We start from the raw sequence: 20,733 nt of genomic DNA, 5'->3' as shown, positions 1-20,733 counted from the left end.
GCAGTGCCCTTGACCAACGACATGCGCCGCAAGATTGACCAGATTCGGGATTACCTTTTCGGTGGTGGCTACCCCGACCCGATGAGCAACGCGGAGCAACTCGCCTTCCTGTTTTTCTTCTATCTCATCGAAGGCATCGACGCCGAAAACCAGATGACGGCGGAGTTGTACAAACAGCCCTTCACCTCGATCTTCGAAGGTGATTGGCAGCTCAAAAACCCGCTCAATGCCGATAAGCCCGGCGCGCTCAGCATTCCCAAGAGTCGCTTCCGCTGGTCGGTGTGGGCCAAGGGTTTGTCGGGCGAAGCGCTGGTGCGCTTCGTGCGCGATGAAGCCTTTGCCTTTTTTGGCGAGGTCGCCCAGCAATCCGCCGTGAATTTCATGGCCGGGGCGCGTCTCTCGATTGACGAACCGACCGTCTTCACGCAAATCATCACCCTGGTCGATGGCTTGCGGCTGGAAGAAGCAGACGCCGACACCAAGGGCGACCTGTTTGAACACGTGCTTCGCCAGATCAAGCAGGCCGGCGAACTCGGCCAGTTCCGTACGCCGCGCCATGTGATCCGCACCATCGTCGAGATGGTCAATCCACAGGTTGGCGAGACCATCTACGACCCCGCTGCGGGCACGGCAGGCTTTCTGGTCGCCGCCTACAACCACATCCGTTTGCAGCACTCATCCGAAGCTGGGCGCGAACTGGCCGATGTGGATGGCAAGCAGGTGCTGCGCGGCATTGGCGACCGCCTGAGTCTCGAAGACGCGCAAACACTGGCGAATCGCACCTTCTACGGCAACGACGTTGATCCCAAGATGGTTCGGCTCTCCAGCATGAACCTCACCCTGCGCGGCCTGCCGAACGTGCGCATCCTGCTGCGCAACGTGCTCACCACCACGCTGGATGATTCCCGCCGCGAAGAGCTGGGCCTGCCGCAGACCTATAGCGTGGTGCTCGCCAATCCGCCGTTCTCCGGGCGTGTCGACAAAGACCGCATCGTTGAAGACGTGAAGATCGGCAGCACCACCGCCACCGAATTGCTCTTCCTTAAATACATGCTCGACAGCCTTGCGCCCGGCGGTCGTTGCGGCGTCATCATCCCGGAAGGCGTGCTCTTCGGCTCCACCGGTGCGCACAAGGAACTGCGCCGCATGCTGCTGGAAAACAACACCGTCGAAGCCGTGCTCAGCCTGCCCGGTGGCGTGTTCCAGCCGTATTCCGGCGTCAAGACTTCGGTGCTGTTCTTCAAGAAAGGTGGCAGCACGCGCGAAGTATTGTTTCTGCAAGCCGACAACGACGGTTTCAAACTGGATGCCAACCACGACACCCCGATTGAAGCCGACGACCTGCCGCAACTGGCCGCCTGCTATGCCAGCCGCTTCGACCTGCTGCGCCAGTGGCAAGGCCGCGACGACAAAGCCGAATGGCCCGAGAAGTGGTGGTTTGCCGATCTGGCTGCGCTCAAGGTAGCGGACTTCAACCTCTCGGCGGGACGCTATCGCCCGCTGACGCAAACCGCCGCGGTGCATCGCAGCCCGAAGGAAATTCTGGATGAGCTGGCGGCGATTCAGGTTGAGATTGCGGAAGAGGTTGAGGCATTGCGCTCAGCTCTCGCAGAGGGCGGTCAATGATTTCATTGCCCCTGAAGGCTGTTTGCCAGATAAGGCATGGCGGCACTCCCAGCAAGGAAAACGAAGCCTATTGGCGCGGAGATATCCCCTGGGTCTCTCCCAAAGATATGAAGGCATCCACGCTGGATGATGCCAGTGACCATATTTCTCAAGAAGCAGTGGGTCGGTCTGCAACGTGTGTAGTTCCTTCCGACGCAACGCTTGTCGTCGTGCGCTCAGGCATCCTTGCGCATTCTTTTCCTGTCGCAAGAGCCCTGCGCCCTCTGGCATTTAACCAAGACATCAAAGCTCTCATCTCCACAGACGAGCGTATTGATCCCGTATATCTAAACTGGTTTGTTCGGTCTTGTGCATCACAGGTTCTAGAGCGTGGCGTAAAAAAAGGCGCGACAGTTCACAGTGTCCAATCTGGATTTGTTGAGAGTCTGGAAATCCCCCTTTTTACCGCAGAAAAACAACAAGGCATTGTTGATGTGCTCTCACGCGCAGAAGGTATTGTGCGGCTGCAACAGCAAGCACTGGACCGTGCCAAAGCCCTGATCCCGGCGCTGTTCGTGGAGCATTTCGGCGACCCGGCGACGAACCCGAAGGGGTGGCCTTTGCGCAAGGTTTCCGACTTCGTTGCCGCATTCCAAGGCGGGAAAAATTTCCAAGCTGCTGGCGAAGACGAGGCGGCAAGTGTTTTGCGTATCTTGAAGGTTAGCGCGGTTACCCAAGGCGTCTATCGGTCAGGGGAAAGCAAACCTGTGCCGCAGGGATACATCGCGCCGGAAAGCCACTTTGTTAGGAAAGGCGATCTGCTGTTTAGCCGAGCTAACACTGAGGAACTAGTGGGGGCGACTGCTTACGTTTTCGAAGAAAGCCCTGGCACGCTTCTTCCAGACAAATTATGGCGCTTTGTCTGGAAGGATGATGTTCCTATGGAGCCGCTCTTTGTTCTCGCGTTATTTCAGAACCAGAGCGTGCGAAGCAAGTTGAGTCAGATTGCTTCTGGCACGAGCGGCTCTATGAAGAATATTTCACAGGGCAAGCTAATGGAACTCGTGCTACCCATTCCGCCGTTTAGCCTGCAGCAAGAATTTGCCAGCCGACTGGCAGAAGCTCAAAGCATCATTGCCCAGCAAACCGCAGCCTTTGCCAAGAGCCGTGAGCTGTTTGACGCGCTGCTGGCGCAGACCTTCGCCCCCACAGGTGCCGCATGAGCGAAACCCCAGCCACGCCCTATCTCTCCTTGACCCTCGCGGAAACAGGCACGACGCTTACTTGGAATAGCGGGCAAGAGTTCATTGCTTGGCTAAGTAACCTGCAGAACCAATGGAGCTGGTTAAACCAGCATGGCATTTCGGGCAGTTCGAGGGCTTGGGATGCCTTGGTCAGCCAAGTGCACAACTGTCGCAGCCTCATCGAGCAGGCGATGCAATACGAGAGTCAAGGGCAACGAGACCACGCAGCAGGCAACCTGCGGAATGCGGCGAATCGCATGCAGGGCTGGTTCAATTCCTTTCCTTGGCTGGTAAGCAAGTCCAGCAAGCTTGAATTCATCGAACGCCTGAAAGGTGAAGGGCGCTGGCGGGTTGCTTGTGTGGTCGCTGCAATCTACTTTGGCCAGAACGTCAATGACGCGAACTACATGCAGGATGTGGTCGAAGGTGTTCTGGAGCTGCAACTCTTTGAGCGTGGCTACAAGGATCGTTCCAAGCAAGAGCGCTTGGCCTTGGAGAAGCTTGCTACCGAGTTCAGTATGCGGCTTTCCAAGTCCAGCGAGTTTGAGCGGGAGATGGTTGAGCGCTTCCATGCGCTGGATGCAGAAGTAGTTGAGCGCTTTCGGATACTGGACGCCGACGTGGTTGAAAAAACGACGTCCAATCAATCTTCTTTCGAGGCCGCTGAAGAGGAGCGATCTGGAGCTTGGGATCAGGCCCAATCTGACAGAAATGCAGCGTGGGAGAAAGAGCTGGCCGATGCTCGCTCTCGACTGGAGACATTGGAAAAAACCTACCACGTGCATATGAGCCTTGAGGCGCCTGTGCATTACTGGACGAAAAAACGCGAGCGTCACGCGAAGTGGGCTCTCGGGTCCGGCATTGCGTCCGCCGTGACGATGGTCTTGCTTGGATGGCTGCTCTTCTGGAAAGTTGGCAAGGTCGGTGATGTGGTCGCCCAGAATGCGGCGCTTGCAGATGCCGCCGCCAAGGTTGCGAAAGCGGGGGCGTCTGCCCCGGCAGCAGTTGAGGCGCTCAGCAGCTCCTGGCATTTCGAGGTCGCCGCACTGGTGCTGATCGCCACCCTGAGTTTCTGGTTCATTCGCCTGGTCGTGCGCGTATTCCTCAGCCACTTGCACCTTGAGAATGATGCTGCTGAGCGCGTCACAATGGCAGAAACCTATCTTGCCCTGATCAGCCAGAACAAGCTTCCAGCAGGTGAGGATCTGAAAACAGTGCTTGCCGCACTGTTCCGGCCGTCTGGCGATGGCATCGTAAAAGACGAAGGCCTACCCCCGTCCATGGTCGATTTCATGACGAAGTTGAGATAGGTCACAAGGGTTAGAAATCTGCGGTGGCGCCCCTCCTCGACGCTTCGATGTCGTCATATTTGTGGAAATCAATGGTTATACTCGATCTCATTCGGATACTAGTACGTAGCCCATGATTCGACCATCGAGCGCGACTTTGCCGATGCCTTGAAGAAAAACGATGCCATCAAGGCTTACGCCAAACCGCTCGGCTAGCTCAAGGTGCCAACGCAACTAGGCAATTACAACCCCGATTGGACTGTGCTGGTAGAGCGCGACGGCAGGAGCGGTTGGACTTTGTGGTGAAAACCAAGAGTAGCCTATTCACTGGCGATCTGCGCAACGTGGAGGGCGGCAACCTTACTTGCGGCGGAGCACACTTCAAGGCTTTGGCGGTGGGTGGGAATCCAGCGATCTATGCAAATTCGAGGATGTGGATGGGGTGCTGAGTAAAGCGGAGGCCTTCTAAGCGGTTAGTTCAGAGGCGCGCCTAGAAGCGCAGTTGTTTACGATGGACAACAAGAGGTGGTTTTATTTTGTACGATCAGTCTATTTGCCGGAAGACGTTAGAGCGCGTGCTATTTAAGCGAGACTTCCGGAAATTGCCGGCTGCCACGCATTCTGCGTTTCGTGAAGAAGTGCTGGCAGGGGCTGTTACTTCAGCCTTATCAAAGTTCAATGCACCTCATCAGCCTCTCGTAAGCTTCCCATTGAAAGGGAAGCCTGTTTACCGATTTCTGAGAAAACAAGACGAACTGCTTGCACGCAAGGTGGTTCAAAATTTGAAGTATTGCGTCCCGAGAAATGGAGAGGGGCGATCGCAAATCGTAGCCAATCTACGCTTGCTTTTGGCAGAGGGGGTTCCGTATCGCGTATATCGTCTTGATATACGAAGCTTTTACGAATCTTTCCAGAAATCTGAAGTGCTGAAAGTGTTGAGCGACCTTCGGCGTCTCAGCCCACAGAGCAAATCACTAATCGAAGCTGTTCTCGATGCTCATGGCTCGATTGGGGGGAGCGGCGTGCCAAGAGGGCTGGCGCTCAGCGCAGTCCTTTCTGATCTCCTCATGAGAGGATTTGACCACTTCGTCCGTTCAGCAAGTGATGTTTTTTATTATTCTAGGTATGTTGATGACATTATAATTGTCACGTCCGCTAGGGAAAAGCAAGATTGTTTTGTTCGAGAATTAAGGGGTGCACTTCCTAGCGGGCTTGATCTAAATCCAGACAAGAAAGCTATCGTTGAAATACTGACAAAAGTAGCCAAGGATGGCGGCTCTCATCCTGTAAAGTTGATCGAATTTGACTATCTTGGCTATGCTTTTTCGGTGTCAAATCCGACGAAAACTGAAGCGGGGAAAAAGAAAGACGGGGATTTGAGCCGATCTGTTTGGGTGGACATCTCAAGCAGAAAAATAAAGAAAATTAAAACGCGTCTCGTCCGTTCATTCTTTGATTTTAGCAAGAACAATGACTGGCATCTGCTTCGTGACCGGATTGCATTCTTGACGCAAAATTTCAGCGTATACAACCCAAAGGCTGGCGGGAAAAAAGTTGCCGGGATTTATCACAGTTACCCACTTGTTACCGTCAGCGCAGGAGGCCTTCTTGAGCTTGATCGATTCTTGAGAAATGCAGTACTTGCAAATAGTGGAAGGGTTTTCTCAAATTCCGCAATGCTTCTAGAAGGCAAGCAAAAGCGCCAATTGCTAAAGTATAGTTTTGCCCGAGGGCATGCCTCCAAGAGTTTTGTACACTTCTCAGGGCAGAGAATATCTGACATACAGCGGTGCTGGAAGAATTGATTCATTGCCATGAAGAAGAATCTAATAAAACGCGGAGACTATAACAGGGTTTTGATTACCGAGACCCTGCCGTTCGAGACCCCAATTATTTTTTCCAATGACGGTATTTACGAGCAGATTGGTTTGTATGATCAAGCCTGTGATGTACGAAAAACGATCATACAGGCGCTGGTTTTTGGCGAGGGGGCTGGCAAATCAGTTAGCGCAACGGTTCCATATCTATACAAAGTAAAAAAGAATGCTCAGGAATTTCGCAGACTGGCTCTGCTGCACCCGTCTTCTCAGTGGAAAATTCGTGGCTTCTATGAAAAATACGAGCGATTGATTCTTCACTACTGCTCGATAAGCCCGGCGTCGATTCGTGCCCCGAGGCGGGTGGCGGGTAGCTACTACAGAAAGAGTTCTTGGGAAAACATAAATCAGTACAAAAACGGTTCTGTTTCCGTCGACAATCTTGATCGGTATGTAAAGCACACGCCTTCCTATTTTTCGTATCGAGGATACGACCGACTGTACAAATTTTTCAATTCTAGAGATTATTTTTCTCTGGAAAAAAGATTTTCAGTTTTGATGACACTAGATGTGTCTAAATGCTTTGATAGCATATACACCCACTGCCTCTCTTGGGGCGTGAAGGACAAAGCGTTCACGAAGGAGAATGTGTCTGTATTTACCACATTCGCACAAGAGTTCGATCATGTTATTCGTCACGGAAATCACAACGAGACGAATGGAATTCCAATCGGACCTGAGGTTAGCCGGATTTTTGCAGAAATTCTGTTTCAAGAAATTGATCGAAAGGCTATTGAACTGCTGAGCTCCAATTATGGGGTTGATTACGCATTTCGTCGGTATGTGGATGATGTGTTTATATTTGCCAGAAACGAAGATGTTGCACGCAAAATTTACGACATATACGCCGACGTGCTAGTTGGGTTCAATTTGCATGCAAATTCAGCGAAATCGGATACGATTCGAAGACCCTTTTTGACGCCAAAGTCTGGCCTGATATTCGATGCCGGGCGCCAGGCAAACGACTTTTTTGATAAATTTTTGCATCAGACGGATGTCGGAAAGCTTGTTCCAATAAAAGTTCACTCTCACTGGAAGCTGACAAAGAGCTATATAGATTCCATTAAGTCTCTTTGCGCTTCTGTTGAGTCAGGCTACGACGAAATAGCTTCATTCCTGATATCTGTTATTACAGAGCGAATAAAAAGATTAGTTAACAATGTTCCTGGCAGTGCTGGCGCGGGCGATCAAAGTGAGTACCTAGGGGCGTTAGAGGTTCTTTTGGATGTGCTCTTCTTTCTCTATAGCGTCTCTCCATCGGTAGGCGCATCTTACAAACTTAGTACTTCGCTTATCCTTTCGCTTAGGTTTAGCAATCGCCACCTGCCTGAGCACTCTGCAACAATAGCGCAGAGAATTTATGATCTTTCTGCGGAGCTACTGCTTGAGCAGTGTGGGGTGAAGCACGCTGAGGGTATAGATGGATTTGTGCATCTTGAGTATCTTAATGTCGTTCTCGCAATCCGAGAGCTGGGAGCCGAACATCTTTTGCCGCCTGAAGTTATTAACGATTTATTCATACAAGGCAAGCAATTGTCGTATTTCACGATAGTTTCTTGTCTTTTTTATGTGCGTGACGAGTCTCGATATAAGGACATCCGAAAAGCTTTGCTCAAAGCGGCTTGTATGAAGCTGAATGACCTTTCCGATATTTTGATGGATAGCGAAAAGGCGTATCTGTTTTTGGATCTACTTTCTTGTCCTTATGTAGATGATGCTCAGAAGTCTGCATGGACGAAAAGTTTGTATCGTACCTTGCAGAAGGCGCAGCCGAATACCGCTAGCCTGCAGGCTTTTCTGGGATCTACAGGGCAAAGTCGTGCCCTGATCGATTGGGCTGACGTTGATTTGCTTAACTCACTTGAGAAAAAAGAGCTTAAGCAGGCGTACTGAGTTAAACTCCGACCTGAAGGACGGCTCTCGGCTCCTCCTCAATCACTGGGTAACCAATGGTTGCAATTGGTCTCCGTAAAAAGAGACTTTTCGGTATCTTCGCGTGCAGACGTTCAGAAATGACAGATAGCATGAGTGGGTACTTGAGCGGTGGCTAAGTTGTCTCGCGATGGCTTTGTCATCCACACACTCAGCGAGTCTTCCGTCCTTCACCTCAAACGTCGAATTAGGGCCTGCTTTGCCATTCCAATTCGACAGCTAACAGTCGATGAAAACACGGGCGGCGCTTTTCACAGCAGGGATGTAATCTTGCGCCGATCCCTGATCCGCACGTACTTCTGCAAGGTCGCCTCACTTCGATGCCCTGTCACCTGCATCAACTGGTAACTCGGCACGCCCGCCAAAATCCCCGCCGATACGAAGCCGCTGCGCAATGAATGCCCCGAGTAGGCGCTAGGGTCGCGCCCTGCCTGCTCGGCCAATCGCTTGACGATACGAGCCACGGAGTGTGGCGTTAGAGCTGCGTCACCGATCTGGTCGTGACGATTGATCGGCCGGAAAATGTAACCGCTGGTTATGCCCGATACTTCAAGCCAGTGCTTGAGCGCCTTGCTCGGGCACCATGCACCATGCGAGGCTGGCAGGAATTTCACGTAGCCTTGCCCTTCCTGATCCACTTTCGAGTGCCGAAGCAGAATCTCAATAGCGCTGCCGTCCAGCCAGCTCACATCCTCCACTCGCAGGCTAGCAACCTCGCTTCTTCTGAACGCCCCCACCCAGCCGACCAGTAGCAAGGCAACGTCACGCGCTGCCTGCATCGGCCGCCCTTTGTTTGCCACCAGCAGCAGCTCCAGCAGATCGGTTTTCATCAATGCGGCAACCTGACGCGGTGCCGTTCCAACTGATCGCCGAATGCCTTTCATGAGCTGTTTGATCCGTGGCGCATGCACAGGGCTGGCGTGCCCGCGCTCAGTGTGTGCGACATGAATTGCGACTAGGCGTCTTGCCAGCGTGCGCGGTTTGATACGTGCGGCCTCCTTGGTGATGTACTCGGCCAGTTCGCCAACGGTGGCGGGAATGCTGTACCCCGCCGCCGCGAAGTATTGAACATCCTTAGCGTACTCGCTGCGCGTCGAGGCTGCACGTGCAGCTGCCATTAAATCGGCCTCTGTGAGCGTTTCGGCGCTCAGCCGTGTATTGCGTGTCATGTTGGCTTTGCTTTCGTTTTGAGCGTTTTTGAGGCTCCGGCAGCGATTCGCAAACTGCGATTTTTCGTACGTCAGCGGCTTGCCGTGAAACGCGGCGATGATTGATGGATTGAGGCGAATGCCTGCGGAATCGGCAGGCTGCCCGCGTTGGATGTGCCGAAATGAAAAGAGCCCGGAATGGACTCTCATGGGATGGCTGGAGGGATAACGCGTGGCTCTGGTGGATCGAAGTCGAACGTGTGGCGTCGGCACGCCGCTGAGTAGAGATGTGCAGTCGCCGAAACGTCCGCCAACTCAGCGATGAGCCAGCCAATGGCCTCGACCGTTGCTGCCGACAGCTCCTTGGTTTCGTACTCCGGTGAGGAGTTGGCCAGCAGTACGCCGATTGCCTGCAAGCCGCGATGTACAACCTGCATGGCGGTCTCGGCGTTGTCGGCAATCGAGACGAGAAGTGCTGCGTCTGCGGCCTCGTAATCGACCGCTGCTCCTGGTGCGGCACTCAGCAAGGGAAGCTGGCGAAGCAGGTCGTACATCGGCCGATCAGAACGTAATGGAACACCGCGCAGAAAAGCGTTTAGGGTTTCCATGTCAATACTCGTCCGGCCGGAGCAAGGTAGTCACGCTTCGGTCGGCTTCCGTGATGATCCACAGCCGTTCGCCTGCGCACTCGTAAGAGGACAGGATGCGAAAGCCGTGCTTGATGGCGGATTCGTTCGTCGCCGCATCCTCGCTACACACGTCGCCCCAGTCGCCGTGTTGGTGCCTGTGGAGAAAGGTACGTGCCGATATCCCGTGTTCCATCAGGTGGTCGATTACGGCTGGCGTGGCGACGACTTGGCCCAGTGAGAAAAGCGGTGCCGGTGACAGAGGGCGAGATACGGCGGGCTGAGATTGGTGTTGATCCATGATGGCTCCTGTGAAAGTGAGCCACCCGCGCAGCACAAAGCAAAACGCCAAGGGCGGGCCTTGGCGCGGTGCGGGAAGTGCGTGGGGATTGGTGCTGCAGGAGGGGTGGCGCAGTCACGAATGCGGCTGCGCTACCATCATGTCAGAGTGTGTATGGGTGGATCAAACGTGATTCAACTTCGGCTGGCCTACGTTTGTGAGGTAGTTCAGCCTTTTCGGCCTCTCGGCCGCTAGCAAAATTTGGTCGGCAAAGCGCCGGTTGAAACTAGCTGCCTAGCATGAATTTAGGGCAATATCATGTTGAGGCGGGTTTTCATTCCTTCGCCCCCTCTAACATTAACAATGGACGCAAGGACTTGAGCATGGCGGAGAGTTCTACTGACCAGTATTCGGCCGGCGAGCAGGGACTGGGGTACATCTACCAGCCCCGCTTTGCACTGCTTCGGCTCTTGCAGTTGCCAGAGAGCACATCGGTTTTAATTGAAAAAGACGACGACCTTGACTTCCTTGACAAGGGTGGCGTCAAAACGCTCGCCTCACTTAAACACAAGGGAGTTGGTGATCGTCTGACTGACTTGTCTACGGACTTCTGGAAGTCAGTCCGAATCTGGCTGGCTCGCTACAATCGCGATGGGCGCAGCGAGGCGAGTCTCCGCTTCTTTCTGTTTTCGACGGGCACCGTTTCAAATACCTCGTTTTTACAGCGCTTCTTGCCGGAACCTCCGACAGACGACGCGGGAGCATCCCTGTCACAGGTTGCTGCCGACGCTCTGGCTAGGTCTGATTCGAAACTCATTGGTGAAATCGCTACCGAATTCCACAAACTCAACGATGACGAGAAGGATGATTTTCTTGCGCGTATCGTGATATTTGATGGAGGGCCGCGCATCGACGATGTGCCTTCAATCATCAAAGACCAGCATATGCGCAGCATCCAGCGTGACAACCGCGACGCCATTTTCGAGCGCCTCGAAGGTTGGTGGAATGACACCATCGTCAATCTTTTGGTCGGAAAGCGTACAGACGCCATCTTCGGTTACGAAATCTCAGACAAGCTTTCCGCGTTTGCCGAGGAGTACAAGTCAGACAACCTCCCGATCACCTTCCGAGGAAAGGTGCCCGCAGGAGAAATCGACGCAGACAATGATCCGCGCCTGTTTGTTGTCCAACTGCGAGAAATTGGAATTGCCTCCAACCGCATTCGCAATGCCATATTGGACTACTACCGAGCTTTCGAGCAGCGGTCTTCCTGGGCTCGCCAAAATCTTCTTGTTTCGGGAGAAATGGAAGAATACGAAGACCGCCTTGTGGATGAATGGAGTCGCTACCGGGATGTGGTCTTCGAGGAACTTGATGAGGACAGCGCGGATTCAGTTCTCTTGGAAGCGGGCAAAGCGCTGTATCGATGGGCTGATTTGGAGAGTGGTGACAGCAGCGCACTTCGCATTCGGGAGCGTGTGACCGAGCCTTATGTTGTGCGCGGCGGATTTCATATTCTTGCAAACAGCCGACCGCTTCCAAGAGTCTATTGGCACCCACGTTTCCTTGACCGTGTCGGCCAGTTGTTGGGGGCCGCAGAATGAAAAGATGGGACCAACGACCATTTGAAGTCAAAAATCTTTTCAACCCCGCGTTCTGCGGCCTGGTCCTTTTCAGGGCATTGCAAGGCTACGAGGAGGAGAACCCGGACGGGATGCCGTTCTCCCTTGCGCTGCTGGTGTTGCCGCTGTGTTTGCAGAAAGACTCTCGCGAAGTGATCGCGGGCAGTTCTCGCAGCTATCTTCTGAAAATCGTTGAAAAGAATCCTCAGTTGCTGGTTGGCTTCGCCGACCGCGCCCGTGACCTGCTGCCGTTTGCGCTCGAAGCTTTTGGCGTGCTGATGGAACGAGGATGTTTTGTCGTGTCACAAGATGGCCGATTGAAGACTGTGCCGAAACGCGTTCGGAAATCCGTGACAGGGACCGATGAGTCCATCTCCTGCCAGCGCGTCGCACGCATTGTTGGAAAAGAATTCGCGCGCATCGCAGACCGCGTGACGGTGTACACAACATTTGGAATACGCCCATGAAAATCAAATCGATTCATATCTACAGTCACGACGGGCAGCGCCGAGATCTTCAATTCAAAGTGGATGGCCTGAACGTCATCACTGGCCGTTCCTCCACCGGAAAATCAGCACTCTCCGAGATCATCGAATACTGCATGGGGCGCTCAACCTTCAATGTTCCAGAAGGCATCATTCGCGACAAGGTGGCGTGGTTCGTTGTGATCTATCAGTTCCCTCAGGAACAAGTACTGATTGCAAAACCCACGCCTAGCGCTGGTGCCATAAGCTGCAGCACCGCCATGCAGCGAAGAGGGCATCAACTGGCAATCCCCGACTTTAGAGAATTGGTGGTCAACACCGATGACGATGCGGTGGCTGCACTGCTGTCGCGGCTGTTGGGCATCCCGGAGAACCGTACTGACGTTGCGATAGAACACAGCCGGGAAAGCTATGACGCGAACGTCAAGCACACGTACTACTACTTATTCCAGAAACAGGGCATTGTCGCCAACAAAGACCAACTTTTTTATCGTCAGAATGAAGCGTTTCAGCCGCAGGCGATCCGCGACACTTTGCCGATTCTTCTTGGCATTTCATCCAATGACCGGTATGAGCTGGAAGCCAAACTACGCGCAGCACAGCGTGAGCTGAAGCTCAGCGCAAAGCTCCTCGAACAGGCGCGTGATGCCATCGATACGTCCCAGCAGAAGGGAATCGGCCTTTTCTCGGAGGCCAAGGTGGTTGGTATCATCACGCCGGAGAATCAGCAGGCTGGGCCAGACGGCGTTATCGACGCCCTGCGTACTGCCCTGCAATGGAAGCCGGCCTCGGTTCCCGACGACGACGGTCAAAGAATATCTCGGCTCGAAGAGGAGATTAGCCAGTTGCGCAAGGACAGACGGGAGGCCCAATCTAAGGTCGATGCCGCTCGCCTGTTTTCTAAGCGAGCTGGCGGCTTTGAAAGTGAGGCGCTGGAGCAAAAAGATCGACTCGCGTCCATTAAGGCCCTCCCCAAGAACCCTGAGACCGGTGAATGGCAGTGGCCATTCTGCGAAGCGAACCTGGCTCTGGAGTCTCCTGTTGCACAAGTGCTCCTTAAAGAACTAGCAACACTCGACGAAGAAATGAGCATTGTCGTGGGCCAACGCCCCAAATTGGAGGCGTACCTTGCCGAGCAGGATGACAAGGTACGCGAGGTCGTGGATGCGATAAAGAATAAGGAAGCGGAGTTGTCTGCTGCGATCGCAGCCAATGAAGTGATCGCGCAAATGGGGACGCGCAACAACGCGGCGGCACGGGTTGTCGGTCGCATCAGCTTGTTCTTGGAAAATCTTGTTCCCAATGCGGAGTTGATTGCGCGCGAAGCAGAGCACCGCCGCCTGAAGTTCAAGGTCGAAGAACTTGAGAAAAAAGTCGGTGCCGACGACAGTCACGAACGATTAACTTCAGTTCTGAACAACATCTCTGCGCAGGTATCACGGTACATCCAGATTTTCGAAGCGGAGTTCAGCGCCTTCCCTGCACGCTTCGACCTGAATCATCTCACCATCGTTTTCGACCGCCCGGATCGTCCGGTGCCTATGAGCCGAACCGGCGGTGGTGAGAACCATCTGGCTTATCACCTCTCGGCATTGCTGGCTCTGCACCTTTTCGCCTCGAAGAATAACTGCCCGATTCCTCAGTTTCTGCTGATCGACCAGCCAACCCAAGTCTATTTCCCTTCGGAGAAGGTCTACCAAGAAGCGGATGGAACTGTTCAGAAAACGGAGGCAGATGCCGATCTGGCAGCAGTCCGTCGCTTGTTCGAGTTATTGCTGAATTTCACGAAGAAGGACGTCCCTGGTTTCCAGCTCATAGTGACCGAACATGCCAATCTTCGAGACCAGTGGTTCCAAGATTCTTTGGTTGAACAGCCATGGACCAAACCGCCTGCACTGGTGCCGGAAGACTGGCCCTTGATGTCTCAACTAACTTCTTGACCAGAAAAGCTGGGTGAAGAGCCGTGACCAATAGGATTCCCAATTCCGTCATTGGCGCCGTGTCCTCTGTTCTCGCCGAGTATTACTATAGCCATTCAACATTGAACGCCCTGTTCATGGAGAGCGGCGCGCCGGGAGGTGTCCCCGAAGGAAACTGCGAAACGAAGTGCAGCAGTTGGCTCAGGCGGTGTAACGATGATCCGGCCGTCGATCCACTGCAAGTGCTTGGACAGATCATTCAGAAGTTCATGGATCTGGAGCTCAACGACGGGGACCAGAAGATTGGCTCCGGACAGGAGCGCATCCGGGCAAGTCTGGCGAAAAATCAGTTGGCGTACCAGATGAATGGGGTCATCACTTTGGCGGGAGCGAGTCCAGCGGCAAAGTCACTCGCGGACTATTTCAAGATCGGCGACTTTTCATCTATCGAAGCAGAGTTCCAACGCGCCATCTCACACGTTGACCGCGATCCGCATGCTGCGATCACTGCGGCGAGCGCCATTATCGAGGCCCTGTGCAAGACCTATATTGAGATGCACGAGCTGGAGATGCCTTCCAAGCAGACAATAGGCCCTCTCTGGAAGGTAGTGCAGCAGCATCTTGGCCTCAATGTCGATCCTACGTTGCAAGACGATCAGAAGCGAATATTGCAGGGGCTCGCGTCGATAGTGGATGGTGTTGGCGCCTACCGCACACACATCGGATCAGCACACGGGCGCGGCATCGAGCCGCCGAAAATCGTTCCGTCAGAGGCTCGTTTGGCCGTTCATGCGTCGCACACCATTGTGATTTTCGTGATGGAACGTTGGCTTGGGGCTGCTTGATGTACTGAAGGCGGGTATTAACGAAACCCGCCCATACATCCCACTCCTGAAGAGTTGCCGCTTCACCCCAGTAGCCGGGCTACGCGCTGAAACCACTTCTCGTTGCTTGCCTTCGGCAGCGGGGGCAGGAGCCGCATAACGGTGTGTTCGTGCCCGTCAGCGGTTTCCACCCACAGGCTGCGTACTCCTTCTCCAATTCTGTGCTCGCCAAGTGCGTACACGGATAAAACCATCCGCTTCTTGGGGGCGGCAGCCAGATTTATGGCGTGATCAGAGCTGTCCATGACATTGACATCTGGCAGCAAGCGCTGATGCCAGGACAGCACCGACTCGACCTGCACGCCAAGTGCGCGGAGATGGTCCCGCACGTCTGACGCCACTTCGACCCTGCCCAGTTCAAAACAAATCGGGCGTCTTTTCGCCAACTCGTCCAACTGGCGGACTACTTCCGCTTCGCTCATAAGTATCTCCACAAGTGTATTGCCACGGTACAGAACGCCCGGTGGCCTGTCTTCACTTCTTCAACTTTGCGCGCCCTACCACTCATCACTGCTTTTCCGTGGCGCACGCGGGGCTGAAGCGCGGGCGAACGTTGGCGTCTTCCTCAGCTTGGCAGGGGTGATCTCGATGATCCCCGCATCGGACACGCGGACGTTCAACTCGTCGCCCGCTCGCACACCCGTCATCTCGGCAACGTGACTCGGCAGGCGAACGCCGAGACTGTTCCCCCACACACAGAGCTTGGGCATAGACACACCTCCGTTGATAGCCATTACGACTCAGCGAAATTGGTATGCCTACCTTGGCGCGAAAAATCAGTTCGGCGGCTGTTTTGGTTCGGTCCTGTAAAGGCTGCGGGTACAGACACACGGGGTGCCTGTACTCAACATACAGGAGTAACAAATCATGTCGAAACTCGACCTCGCCACTGAAATCGAACTTGCCCTGCTTACCAGCCGCTTCCGTATTCGCAACTCAGACGCAGTGCCGAGCGGGCACAAACTGCAGCTCTGGGTTGGCCCCACGATCACGATCTACACCAATGGCACGGTGCTCGTTCAAGGAGTCTTGAAACCGAAGTTCGCCTGGTGCAAGCAGAAGTTGGCGCGCATCCTGCCGACCGATACGCGCTGGCAACTGGATGTCTTGAGCTAAAGGCAGTGGCGGCGCACACGTTGCGCCTGTCAGCAAAAAGCAATGGGCCTGATTCGTGAGAGTCAGGCCCATTTTGCTGCGCAGTTACCTAAATGGCATTTAGGCGATCAGGCTTGCATTACCTGACCATTGACCTCAAGGCGCATTGGCTTCTGCCCCACGCGAACTGGAACCGTGTCGATCCCGCGTGCTTTGCGTACAGAGACACGCGGTTTCGTTGAGCCGGCTTCTGACAACGCACGGCTTGCAAAGGACGGGGACTCCACCGCCGTATTTGATGCGCGTCCAGAACGATATCGACCCGCCACCTTCAGCCAATCAATCGGCCCCCACGGAACATGCGCCTGCTCGGGAACCGTACCGTCAGTGAAGAGATCAATGCCTGCCCGCAACTCAGCAATGATGGAGGGGGTCGTGTGCTCAGAAAGGACGAAGTCTCGGATGTCATTGCGGGGCTCTTCTCGGCGGGCGTAGTCGATCTGTTTCGCCCAGCGACCCTGCGTATTTTGTTGCTGCGGAGACAAGTCAATGTCGCGCCCGGTGCTGGTCAGGATGGTTTGCCGATGGCGGGTCAGCTGACTGGCCGTCAAGAAACTGCGCGGGGATTCGCCACTCTTCCAGCGTGCGTAGGTCTCTTGCACCTCCGGGCTTTTCTTCGCAATCACAGCTGCGAGTTCATCCTCTGCAATCCACACCGTTTGAGCGACGTTGCTGGCCCAAAAAGTTTGGATGGCGTGCTCTGCGGTTTGCTGATTCCACCGGCGCGGGTCATCAAGACCGAGCTTCTCAAGCGTCTTCGCGCACAGAATGGCTTCATTGCGAACATGGCCCTCGATTTGCGCCTTAATGGCCGGCAGATCAAGGTATCCCTTTATCCCTGGATTGCGTTTGCGGTGGGCTCGGTCCCGAGCCTCGATCTGCTCGACCTTGATGTACTGGCGGAAGCTATCACCACTCTTAAAGGTCACCAGCATGCCTTGGGCTCCATTTTTCTTGCGGCAATCAACGTCGCAAACAGGAACGTCGTGGCGGGAACTATTCTGCTCCATCGCCTCGAAGGCGGCCTCACACTTTTTTAGGAGCTTGCGCGCCGCAGACCGCCCAGTAGTAGCCGTGTGCCATGTCAGCTCTGCCTCAATGACTTGAGCGCAACCCAGCCAGCGAGAGATTTCTGCTGTGCTGAACTCCAGCGCGGTCAGAACAAAGCGGCACAGCAGGTTCGCGGCATCGATCTCAAGATCGACGTGCTCCGCACCGGCATGGATGTAGTTGTGCCCAACGGCGGCAGAGGCGAGCGGTAGCTTCACTTTCAGATATGCAGAGCCCATTGCGCAGTGGTAGGAAACCTCAATCTGGGCGCCAGTGAGTGGTGAGTCAACGTAAGTCTTGATGGTGTTCGATTTTGCAGTGAAATATTGCTCAATCGTCATCCGCGTCAGGTGCTTCAACTGGCTAGGTTGATATGGTCCGAGCGGGCCTTGGAGGGTAAGTGTGTCGATCATGGCTGCAAAAACCTCGTGAATTATGATTGGCGCTCAGCGCGTTTCTGGTTGCGCGAGCTGACTCCAGAACGCCGCTTGATGCGTTGGCAGTCGCACGTTTTTCCGGCCCATGGACGCGGGTTCTTCGCGCTGCGCTCACAGCACGGGTAATGGCTCCACATCCAGCCGAGGCCGCAATCGCTCCAACGAGACTCATGTGGGAGTGACAGGCTAAGAATCTTTGTGTCCGCGTCGTAATCTGCTTTGATGGTCAGACGAGGCGACCCCTGCTTGGAACGCTCACTGACCTTGATCAGTCGAATGCGATCAACCAGAAAACTCTGCTCAGGCGCAATGTCCCAACAACGGGAGGTCACGTTGCTTTCCAGCCATAAGCACACGTGGTTGTTGAAGATGCGCAACGCCTCCACCACCGTGCCAGTGGCGGTCTGGAGACGCTTGGGGGGTGGAGACAGCTTAATCCGCATGTTTTGGACGACAACAATCTTGCCTTCGTATGGCAAGAGCTTGGCATCGACTTCAAAATTGAAGGCGGGGTCGCTGTGCAGATTGAACAGCTCTGCCTGCGGGGAAATCTCAACACGTGCGGGGATTTGATACTTGCGAATGGGCTTGCGTTTAAAGCGAGCAGTCATGTCAGCGCCCTCCCGCTTTCAGCTGGTGATCCCCGCTGTAGAGATTGGCTTCTGATTTGGTATGCATCTTTGCTGCCTTCAAGGCAGCGGAGGAACTGGCTTTTCGAATATCCATGATGGATAACTCCAAACGTTGATGAGTTGGAGCATCGAATGAGCCATGGGAGCGAAGTGGCCTAGACAGACTGAGCGACATGACACAACCATGACCCAACAATGCTCAGGAAGACCTGTGCAGACTTGTTAGGCCGCATGAATTTTTAGGTTGGTTGGTTTGGTCGCTACGTGCGTTTTTTTACGCACGCCAATGGCAAGCCATTGTTCGCAGTCTATTCAAGCCACGGACCTCGAACGAGGCGGTGGTACATCTCTAGGACGTCAGAAGCCGACTGACGGCTTCAATCCTATACCTATCAAAAGAGGGCTGCAATACCGTGTGGGATCAGTCAGGGTGCCGGTCTGACCCGTACAGAAGAGCAAGCTTATTGCTCGTCCGCGCCGGAATCGCCCTTCTTGCTGGGCAACTGATTTTGAGGCCCGCCAGGTTTGACGGTGCGGGGCTTGGCTTTGGCGGCAGATTGGAATGCCCTTTGTTTTCCGATCAGCGCGACCTGTGTCATGTCCGGTTTAATGATCATCAGGCGCGAGGTGCGGACGGGGTTTTGCATAGCTGCCGGCGATTTTGCCTCTGGCTGAGGCTGTGAGCGTTCATTCGCAATCGCAGGGCTTGAAGGCTCAGGCTTTATCGGCAGGCCTGATGGCACGGTATCTTGTGAGCAGGGTTCTACTTGCTCCGGCGAGGACGGTTTCGAGCGCGGTCGTCCTCTGCGCGGTTTGTTGGGATCGTCTGTAGTGGAGTCTTTGCGGGGCGAGGTGCTTGCTTTGGATGGCACCGCTCTTGTGGATGGTTCGCTGGTCTTTGTCAGGTATTCCGATGTGGATTGCCGACTGCATGAATCAATGTAGGCACGCAGATCAGCTTCGGAGTAGCGGACGAGGCGCCCGATCTTTTTGTAGGAAGGTCCGCATCCTTTCAAGCGCCATGACTCCAGCGTGGAAACGGTCAGCCCGAGAAAAACAGCGGCTTCCTTCGTGTCGAGCAAATCGGATTTGGCAAATATGCCCACAAACAGTTACCTCGCGGAAATCAATAGTGAAGGCTCGTTACCAGCCAAACTCACCGAGGCTTATTCAGCCTCTGCGGGAGTTCCAGCTGTTGCTTGGATTTCCAAGGCCGCCGCTTTGGCAAGTATATACGCGGCGATCTTGTTTACTTCTTCGTGCATGTCTTTCAAATCGGCGGTGGGGGTGTAGTTTTTGATGGTGACTGTTTGCGGGATGTGGTTGGTTAAAACTTCGACTTTCCATGACGCAATTCCGCAAGCGTGCGCAACGGCCACGAAAGTTCGCCGAAGGTCGTGATGGCTAAGATTACTGCCCGCTACCGTCGATATTTTCTCCATAACTGACCGGGCGTCTTTGATGTGGCCCTCGCCGCCAAAATGGGCTGGGAACACATAAGGGTTGTCCGGCTCGCTTTCCACTTGCTTGAGCGCCATAAGTTCTCGAAGAACTGGGGACATCGGGATGGTGATGTCGTGGTGGTTTTTTGTCTCGATAAGCTTGAACCACCCAAGCGGCCCGTCGAGGGAAACACGATCCCATGTCAGGCGAGAGGCTTCGCCGATACGGGTTCCCGTTAGCAGCATGAAGATCACAAGATCAACGTTCGAACGCGTGTTCTTGGTGGTGAGTAGGCGCTGGTTGAGCAGTAGTGACCATGCCTCGCCCAGCTTGTCGAGGGGGATGCTGCGATTGTTGCGAGGAGGCTCTGGATTCCACGGGGAAGTCTTCAGCATCCGCGTTACGGGGTTCTCGGCGAATAGGAGATAGCTGCCGTCCTTCGTCGAATACTCCTCGCGCACCCAGTTTAGTAGCGCCCGCAACACTCGGAAGGCTTGATTGGCCAGGACAGGCGCAGTCTTCGATAGTTCAAGGTAACGCTTCTTGCAGCCGTCACGGTCGATTCTTGCGACAGGCTTATCGGCCCAGTCTGAGAAGGTTTTGGTGATGTGGTAATCGATGCTTTTCCGGGTTGCGGCACGAAGAGGCCCGTTTTTGGTGGTCTTTGTGTCCAAGTAGTTCTGTGCCACCTCGCGCAAGGTCACGCGCTGAACCGCTGCTTCCTTTTTCTTGTCCGCCGGATCGTTCCCTTTGTACACCTCCGCCAACTCGGTGATCGCGCGTTTCCGTGCTTCGTCGCAAGTAATGGGGCCGTATGGCCCGAGTGTGACTCGGCGGGTGTTGCCTTGGATTCTGTACTGAAGGATGAACACCTTCTTGCCTGAGGCGGTGACGCGAACACCGAAGCCTTTTAGCTCGTCGTCCCAGTGAAGCTGCTGACCGGATTCCGGGATTGGCAGGGCGTCAATGCGGCTTTTGGTGATTTTCATCGAAAAGCCCCGTTCTGCGGGCTTTCTGCGTTCGCCGGCGTGACAGACGCATAAAAATGTAAGCTATTTGTAAGCAGTCTAGTTCGAAGTAGGGCTAGGGCTGTCATGAATAGTGG

The 20,733-nt window shown here is 54.3% G+C and carries 19 protein-coding genes; 10 read left to right on the top strand and 9 right to left on the bottom strand.

Annotated features, from left to right (window positions below; all coding sequences use genetic code 11):
* Window positions 1–3 precede the first annotated feature (3 nt).
* The 5 genes from Q9Q94_RS06235 to drt3b all read left to right on the top strand — a co-directional run bounded on the left by Q9Q94_RS06235 (window position 4) and on the right by drt3b (window position 7,908).
* Window positions 4–1,626 carry a class I SAM-dependent DNA methyltransferase gene (locus Q9Q94_RS06235; RefSeq protein ID WP_305979159.1) on the top strand — a complete coding sequence of 541 codons (1,623 nt, stop codon included), beginning with the start codon at window positions 4–6 and terminating at the stop codon, window positions 1,624–1,626.
* The gene (locus Q9Q94_RS06230; RefSeq protein ID WP_305979158.1) at window positions 1,623–2,828 is read left to right on the top strand and encodes a restriction endonuclease subunit S; all 1,206 of its coding nucleotides are present in this window, start codon (window positions 1,623–1,625) and stop codon (window positions 2,826–2,828) included. Before Q9Q94_RS06235 ends, Q9Q94_RS06230 begins: the two co-directional genes overlap by 4 nt.
* Window positions 2,825–4,159, top strand: coding sequence for a DUF6161 domain-containing protein (locus tag Q9Q94_RS06225; protein ID WP_305979157.1), 1,335 nt, complete (start codon window positions 2,825–2,827; stop codon window positions 4,157–4,159). Before Q9Q94_RS06230 ends, Q9Q94_RS06225 begins: the two co-directional genes overlap by 4 nt.
* 515 nt (window positions 4,160–4,674) lie before the next feature.
* Window positions 4,675–5,943, top strand: a complete 1,269-nt coding sequence (drt3a, locus tag Q9Q94_RS06220; protein WP_305979156.1) for an antiviral reverse transcriptase Drt3a — start codon at window positions 4,675–4,677, stop codon at window positions 5,941–5,943.
* A gap of 9 nt (window positions 5,944–5,952) precedes the next feature.
* The gene (gene drt3b, locus Q9Q94_RS06215; protein ID WP_305979155.1) at window positions 5,953–7,908 is read left to right on the top strand and encodes an antiviral reverse transcriptase Drt3b; all 1,956 of its coding nucleotides are present in this window, start codon (window positions 5,953–5,955) and stop codon (window positions 7,906–7,908) included.
* Window positions 7,909–8,198: 290 nt separating this feature from the next.
* Here the strand turns inward: drt3b and Q9Q94_RS06210 are convergent, their stop codons facing one another.
* From Q9Q94_RS06210 to Q9Q94_RS06200, 3 genes are read right to left on the bottom strand one after another with little or no spacing between them, the layout of a single operon-like run.
* Window positions 8,199–9,305 (bottom strand): site-specific integrase, encoded by a 1,107-nt coding sequence (locus tag Q9Q94_RS06210; RefSeq protein ID WP_305979154.1) that lies wholly within the window; start codon window positions 9,303–9,305, stop codon window positions 8,199–8,201.
* Window positions 9,302–9,703, bottom strand: coding sequence for a hypothetical protein (locus tag Q9Q94_RS06205; RefSeq protein WP_305979153.1), 402 nt, complete (start codon window positions 9,701–9,703; stop codon window positions 9,302–9,304). The genes Q9Q94_RS06210 and Q9Q94_RS06205 overlap by 4 nt, the downstream gene beginning before the upstream one ends.
* 1 nt (window position 9,704) lies before the next feature.
* The gene (locus Q9Q94_RS06200; RefSeq protein WP_305979152.1) at window positions 9,705–10,022 is read right to left on the bottom strand and encodes a hypothetical protein; all 318 of its coding nucleotides are present in this window, start codon (window positions 10,020–10,022) and stop codon (window positions 9,705–9,707) included.
* Window positions 10,023–10,300: 278 nt separating this feature from the next.
* Here Q9Q94_RS06200 and Q9Q94_RS06195 point away from each other — a divergent pair, with 278 nt between their 5' ends.
* Genes Q9Q94_RS06195 through Q9Q94_RS06180 form a run of 4 tightly spaced genes read left to right on the top strand, consistent with a single transcriptional unit; the run spans window position 10,301 to window position 14,872 of the window.
* The gene (locus tag Q9Q94_RS06195; protein WP_305979151.1) at window positions 10,301–11,605 is read left to right on the top strand and encodes an ABC-three component system protein; all 1,305 of its coding nucleotides are present in this window, start codon (window positions 10,301–10,303) and stop codon (window positions 11,603–11,605) included.
* Window positions 11,602–12,090 (top strand): three component ABC system middle component, encoded by a 489-nt coding sequence (locus tag Q9Q94_RS06190; protein ID WP_305979150.1) that lies wholly within the window; start codon window positions 11,602–11,604, stop codon window positions 12,088–12,090. Before Q9Q94_RS06195 ends, Q9Q94_RS06190 begins: the two co-directional genes overlap by 4 nt.
* On the top strand, window positions 12,087–14,048 hold the full coding sequence (locus Q9Q94_RS06185) for a DUF3732 domain-containing protein (protein WP_305979149.1): 1,962 nt from the start codon (window positions 12,087–12,089) through the stop codon (window positions 14,046–14,048). Before Q9Q94_RS06190 ends, Q9Q94_RS06185 begins: the two co-directional genes overlap by 4 nt.
* A 23-nt stretch (window positions 14,049–14,071) precedes the next feature.
* Window positions 14,072–14,872, top strand: coding sequence for an abortive infection family protein (locus tag Q9Q94_RS06180; protein ID WP_305979148.1), 801 nt, complete (start codon window positions 14,072–14,074; stop codon window positions 14,870–14,872).
* 62 nt (window positions 14,873–14,934) lie between these two features.
* Here the strand turns inward: Q9Q94_RS06180 and Q9Q94_RS06175 are convergent, their stop codons facing one another.
* Entirely contained in the window at window positions 14,935–15,333 is a 399-nt protein-coding gene (locus Q9Q94_RS06175) for a hypothetical protein (RefSeq protein ID WP_305979147.1), read from the bottom strand.
* 75 nt (window positions 15,334–15,408) lie between these two features.
* Window positions 15,409–15,621 (bottom strand): AbrB/MazE/SpoVT family DNA-binding domain-containing protein, encoded by a 213-nt coding sequence (locus Q9Q94_RS18025; RefSeq protein ID WP_371929819.1) that lies wholly within the window; start codon window positions 15,619–15,621, stop codon window positions 15,409–15,411.
* Window positions 15,622–15,778: 157 nt separating this feature from the next.
* Here Q9Q94_RS18025 and Q9Q94_RS06170 point away from each other — a divergent pair, with 157 nt between their 5' ends.
* Entirely contained in the window at window positions 15,779–16,027 is a 249-nt protein-coding gene (locus Q9Q94_RS06170) for a hypothetical protein (protein ID WP_305979146.1), read from the top strand.
* A gap of 107 nt (window positions 16,028–16,134) precedes the next feature.
* Here Q9Q94_RS06170 and Q9Q94_RS06165 read toward each other — a convergent pair whose 3' ends face one another.
* From Q9Q94_RS06165 to Q9Q94_RS06150, 4 genes are all read right to left on the bottom strand, one after another.
* Entirely contained in the window at window positions 16,135–17,529 is a 1,395-nt protein-coding gene (locus Q9Q94_RS06165; RefSeq protein WP_305979145.1) for a hypothetical protein, read from the bottom strand.
* Window positions 17,530–17,549: 20 nt separating this feature from the next.
* Entirely contained in the window at window positions 17,550–18,164 is a 615-nt protein-coding gene (locus Q9Q94_RS06160; RefSeq protein WP_305979144.1) for a hypothetical protein, read from the bottom strand.
* Between the two features lie 482 nt (window positions 18,165–18,646).
* A complete protein-coding gene (locus tag Q9Q94_RS06155) occupies window positions 18,647–19,291 on the bottom strand; it encodes an AlpA family transcriptional regulator (RefSeq protein ID WP_305979143.1) in 645 nt (214 codons plus the stop codon).
* A 60-nt stretch (window positions 19,292–19,351) separates the two neighbouring features.
* Window positions 19,352–20,617: an integrase family protein gene (locus tag Q9Q94_RS06150; protein WP_305979142.1), complete on the bottom strand. Its 1,266-nt coding sequence runs from the start codon at window positions 20,615–20,617 to the stop codon at window positions 19,352–19,354.
* Window positions 20,618–20,733: the final 116 nt, after the last annotated feature.

This window comes from Uliginosibacterium sp. 31-16, assembly GCF_030730865.1.
Lineage (GTDB): Bacteria > Pseudomonadota > Gammaproteobacteria > Burkholderiales > Rhodocyclaceae > Uliginosibacterium.
This window is presented reverse-complemented; position numbering and strand designations above follow the sequence as displayed.

What these genes read in the sequence shown, in the direction of transcription:
- Q9Q94_RS06230 (WP_305979158.1), top strand. Translation starts at nt 1,623, where the DNA reads ATGATTTCATTGCCCCTGAAGGCTGTTTGCCAGATAAGGCATGGCGGC.
- Q9Q94_RS06225 (WP_305979157.1), top strand. Translation starts at nt 2,825, where the DNA reads ATGAGCGAAACCCCAGCCACGCCCTATCTCTCCTTGACCCTCGCGGAA.
- drt3b (WP_305979155.1), top strand. Translation starts at nt 5,953, where the DNA reads ATGAAGAAGAATCTAATAAAACGCGGAGACTATAACAGGGTTTTGATT.
- Q9Q94_RS06210 (WP_305979154.1), bottom strand. Translation starts at nt 9,305, where the DNA reads ATGAGAGTCCATTCCGGGCTCTTTTCATTTCGGCACATCCAACGCGGG.
- Q9Q94_RS06205 (WP_305979153.1), bottom strand. Translation starts at nt 9,703, where the DNA reads ATGGAAACCCTAAACGCTTTTCTGCGCGGTGTTCCATTACGTTCTGAT.
- Q9Q94_RS06200 (WP_305979152.1), bottom strand. Translation starts at nt 10,022, where the DNA reads ATGGATCAACACCAATCTCAGCCCGCCGTATCTCGCCCTCTGTCACCG.
- Q9Q94_RS06195 (WP_305979151.1), top strand. Translation starts at nt 10,301, where the DNA reads ATGAATTTAGGGCAATATCATGTTGAGGCGGGTTTTCATTCCTTCGCC.
- Q9Q94_RS06190 (WP_305979150.1), top strand. Translation starts at nt 11,602, where the DNA reads ATGAAAAGATGGGACCAACGACCATTTGAAGTCAAAAATCTTTTCAAC.
- Q9Q94_RS06185 (WP_305979149.1), top strand. Translation starts at nt 12,087, where the DNA reads ATGAAAATCAAATCGATTCATATCTACAGTCACGACGGGCAGCGCCGA.
- Q9Q94_RS06175 (WP_305979147.1), bottom strand. Translation starts at nt 15,333, where the DNA reads ATGAGCGAAGCGGAAGTAGTCCGCCAGTTGGACGAGTTGGCGAAAAGA.
- Q9Q94_RS18025 (WP_371929819.1), bottom strand. Translation starts at nt 15,621, where the DNA reads ATGCCCAAGCTCTGTGTGTGGGGGAACAGTCTCGGCGTTCGCCTGCCG.
- Q9Q94_RS06170 (WP_305979146.1), top strand. Translation starts at nt 15,779, where the DNA reads ATGTCGAAACTCGACCTCGCCACTGAAATCGAACTTGCCCTGCTTACC.
- Q9Q94_RS06165 (WP_305979145.1), bottom strand. Translation starts at nt 17,529, where the DNA reads ATGATCGACACACTTACCCTCCAAGGCCCGCTCGGACCATATCAACCT.
- Q9Q94_RS06160 (WP_305979144.1), bottom strand. Translation starts at nt 18,164, where the DNA reads ATGACTGCTCGCTTTAAACGCAAGCCCATTCGCAAGTATCAAATCCCC.
- Q9Q94_RS06150 (WP_305979142.1), bottom strand. Translation starts at nt 20,617, where the DNA reads ATGAAAATCACCAAAAGCCGCATTGACGCCCTGCCAATCCCGGAATCC.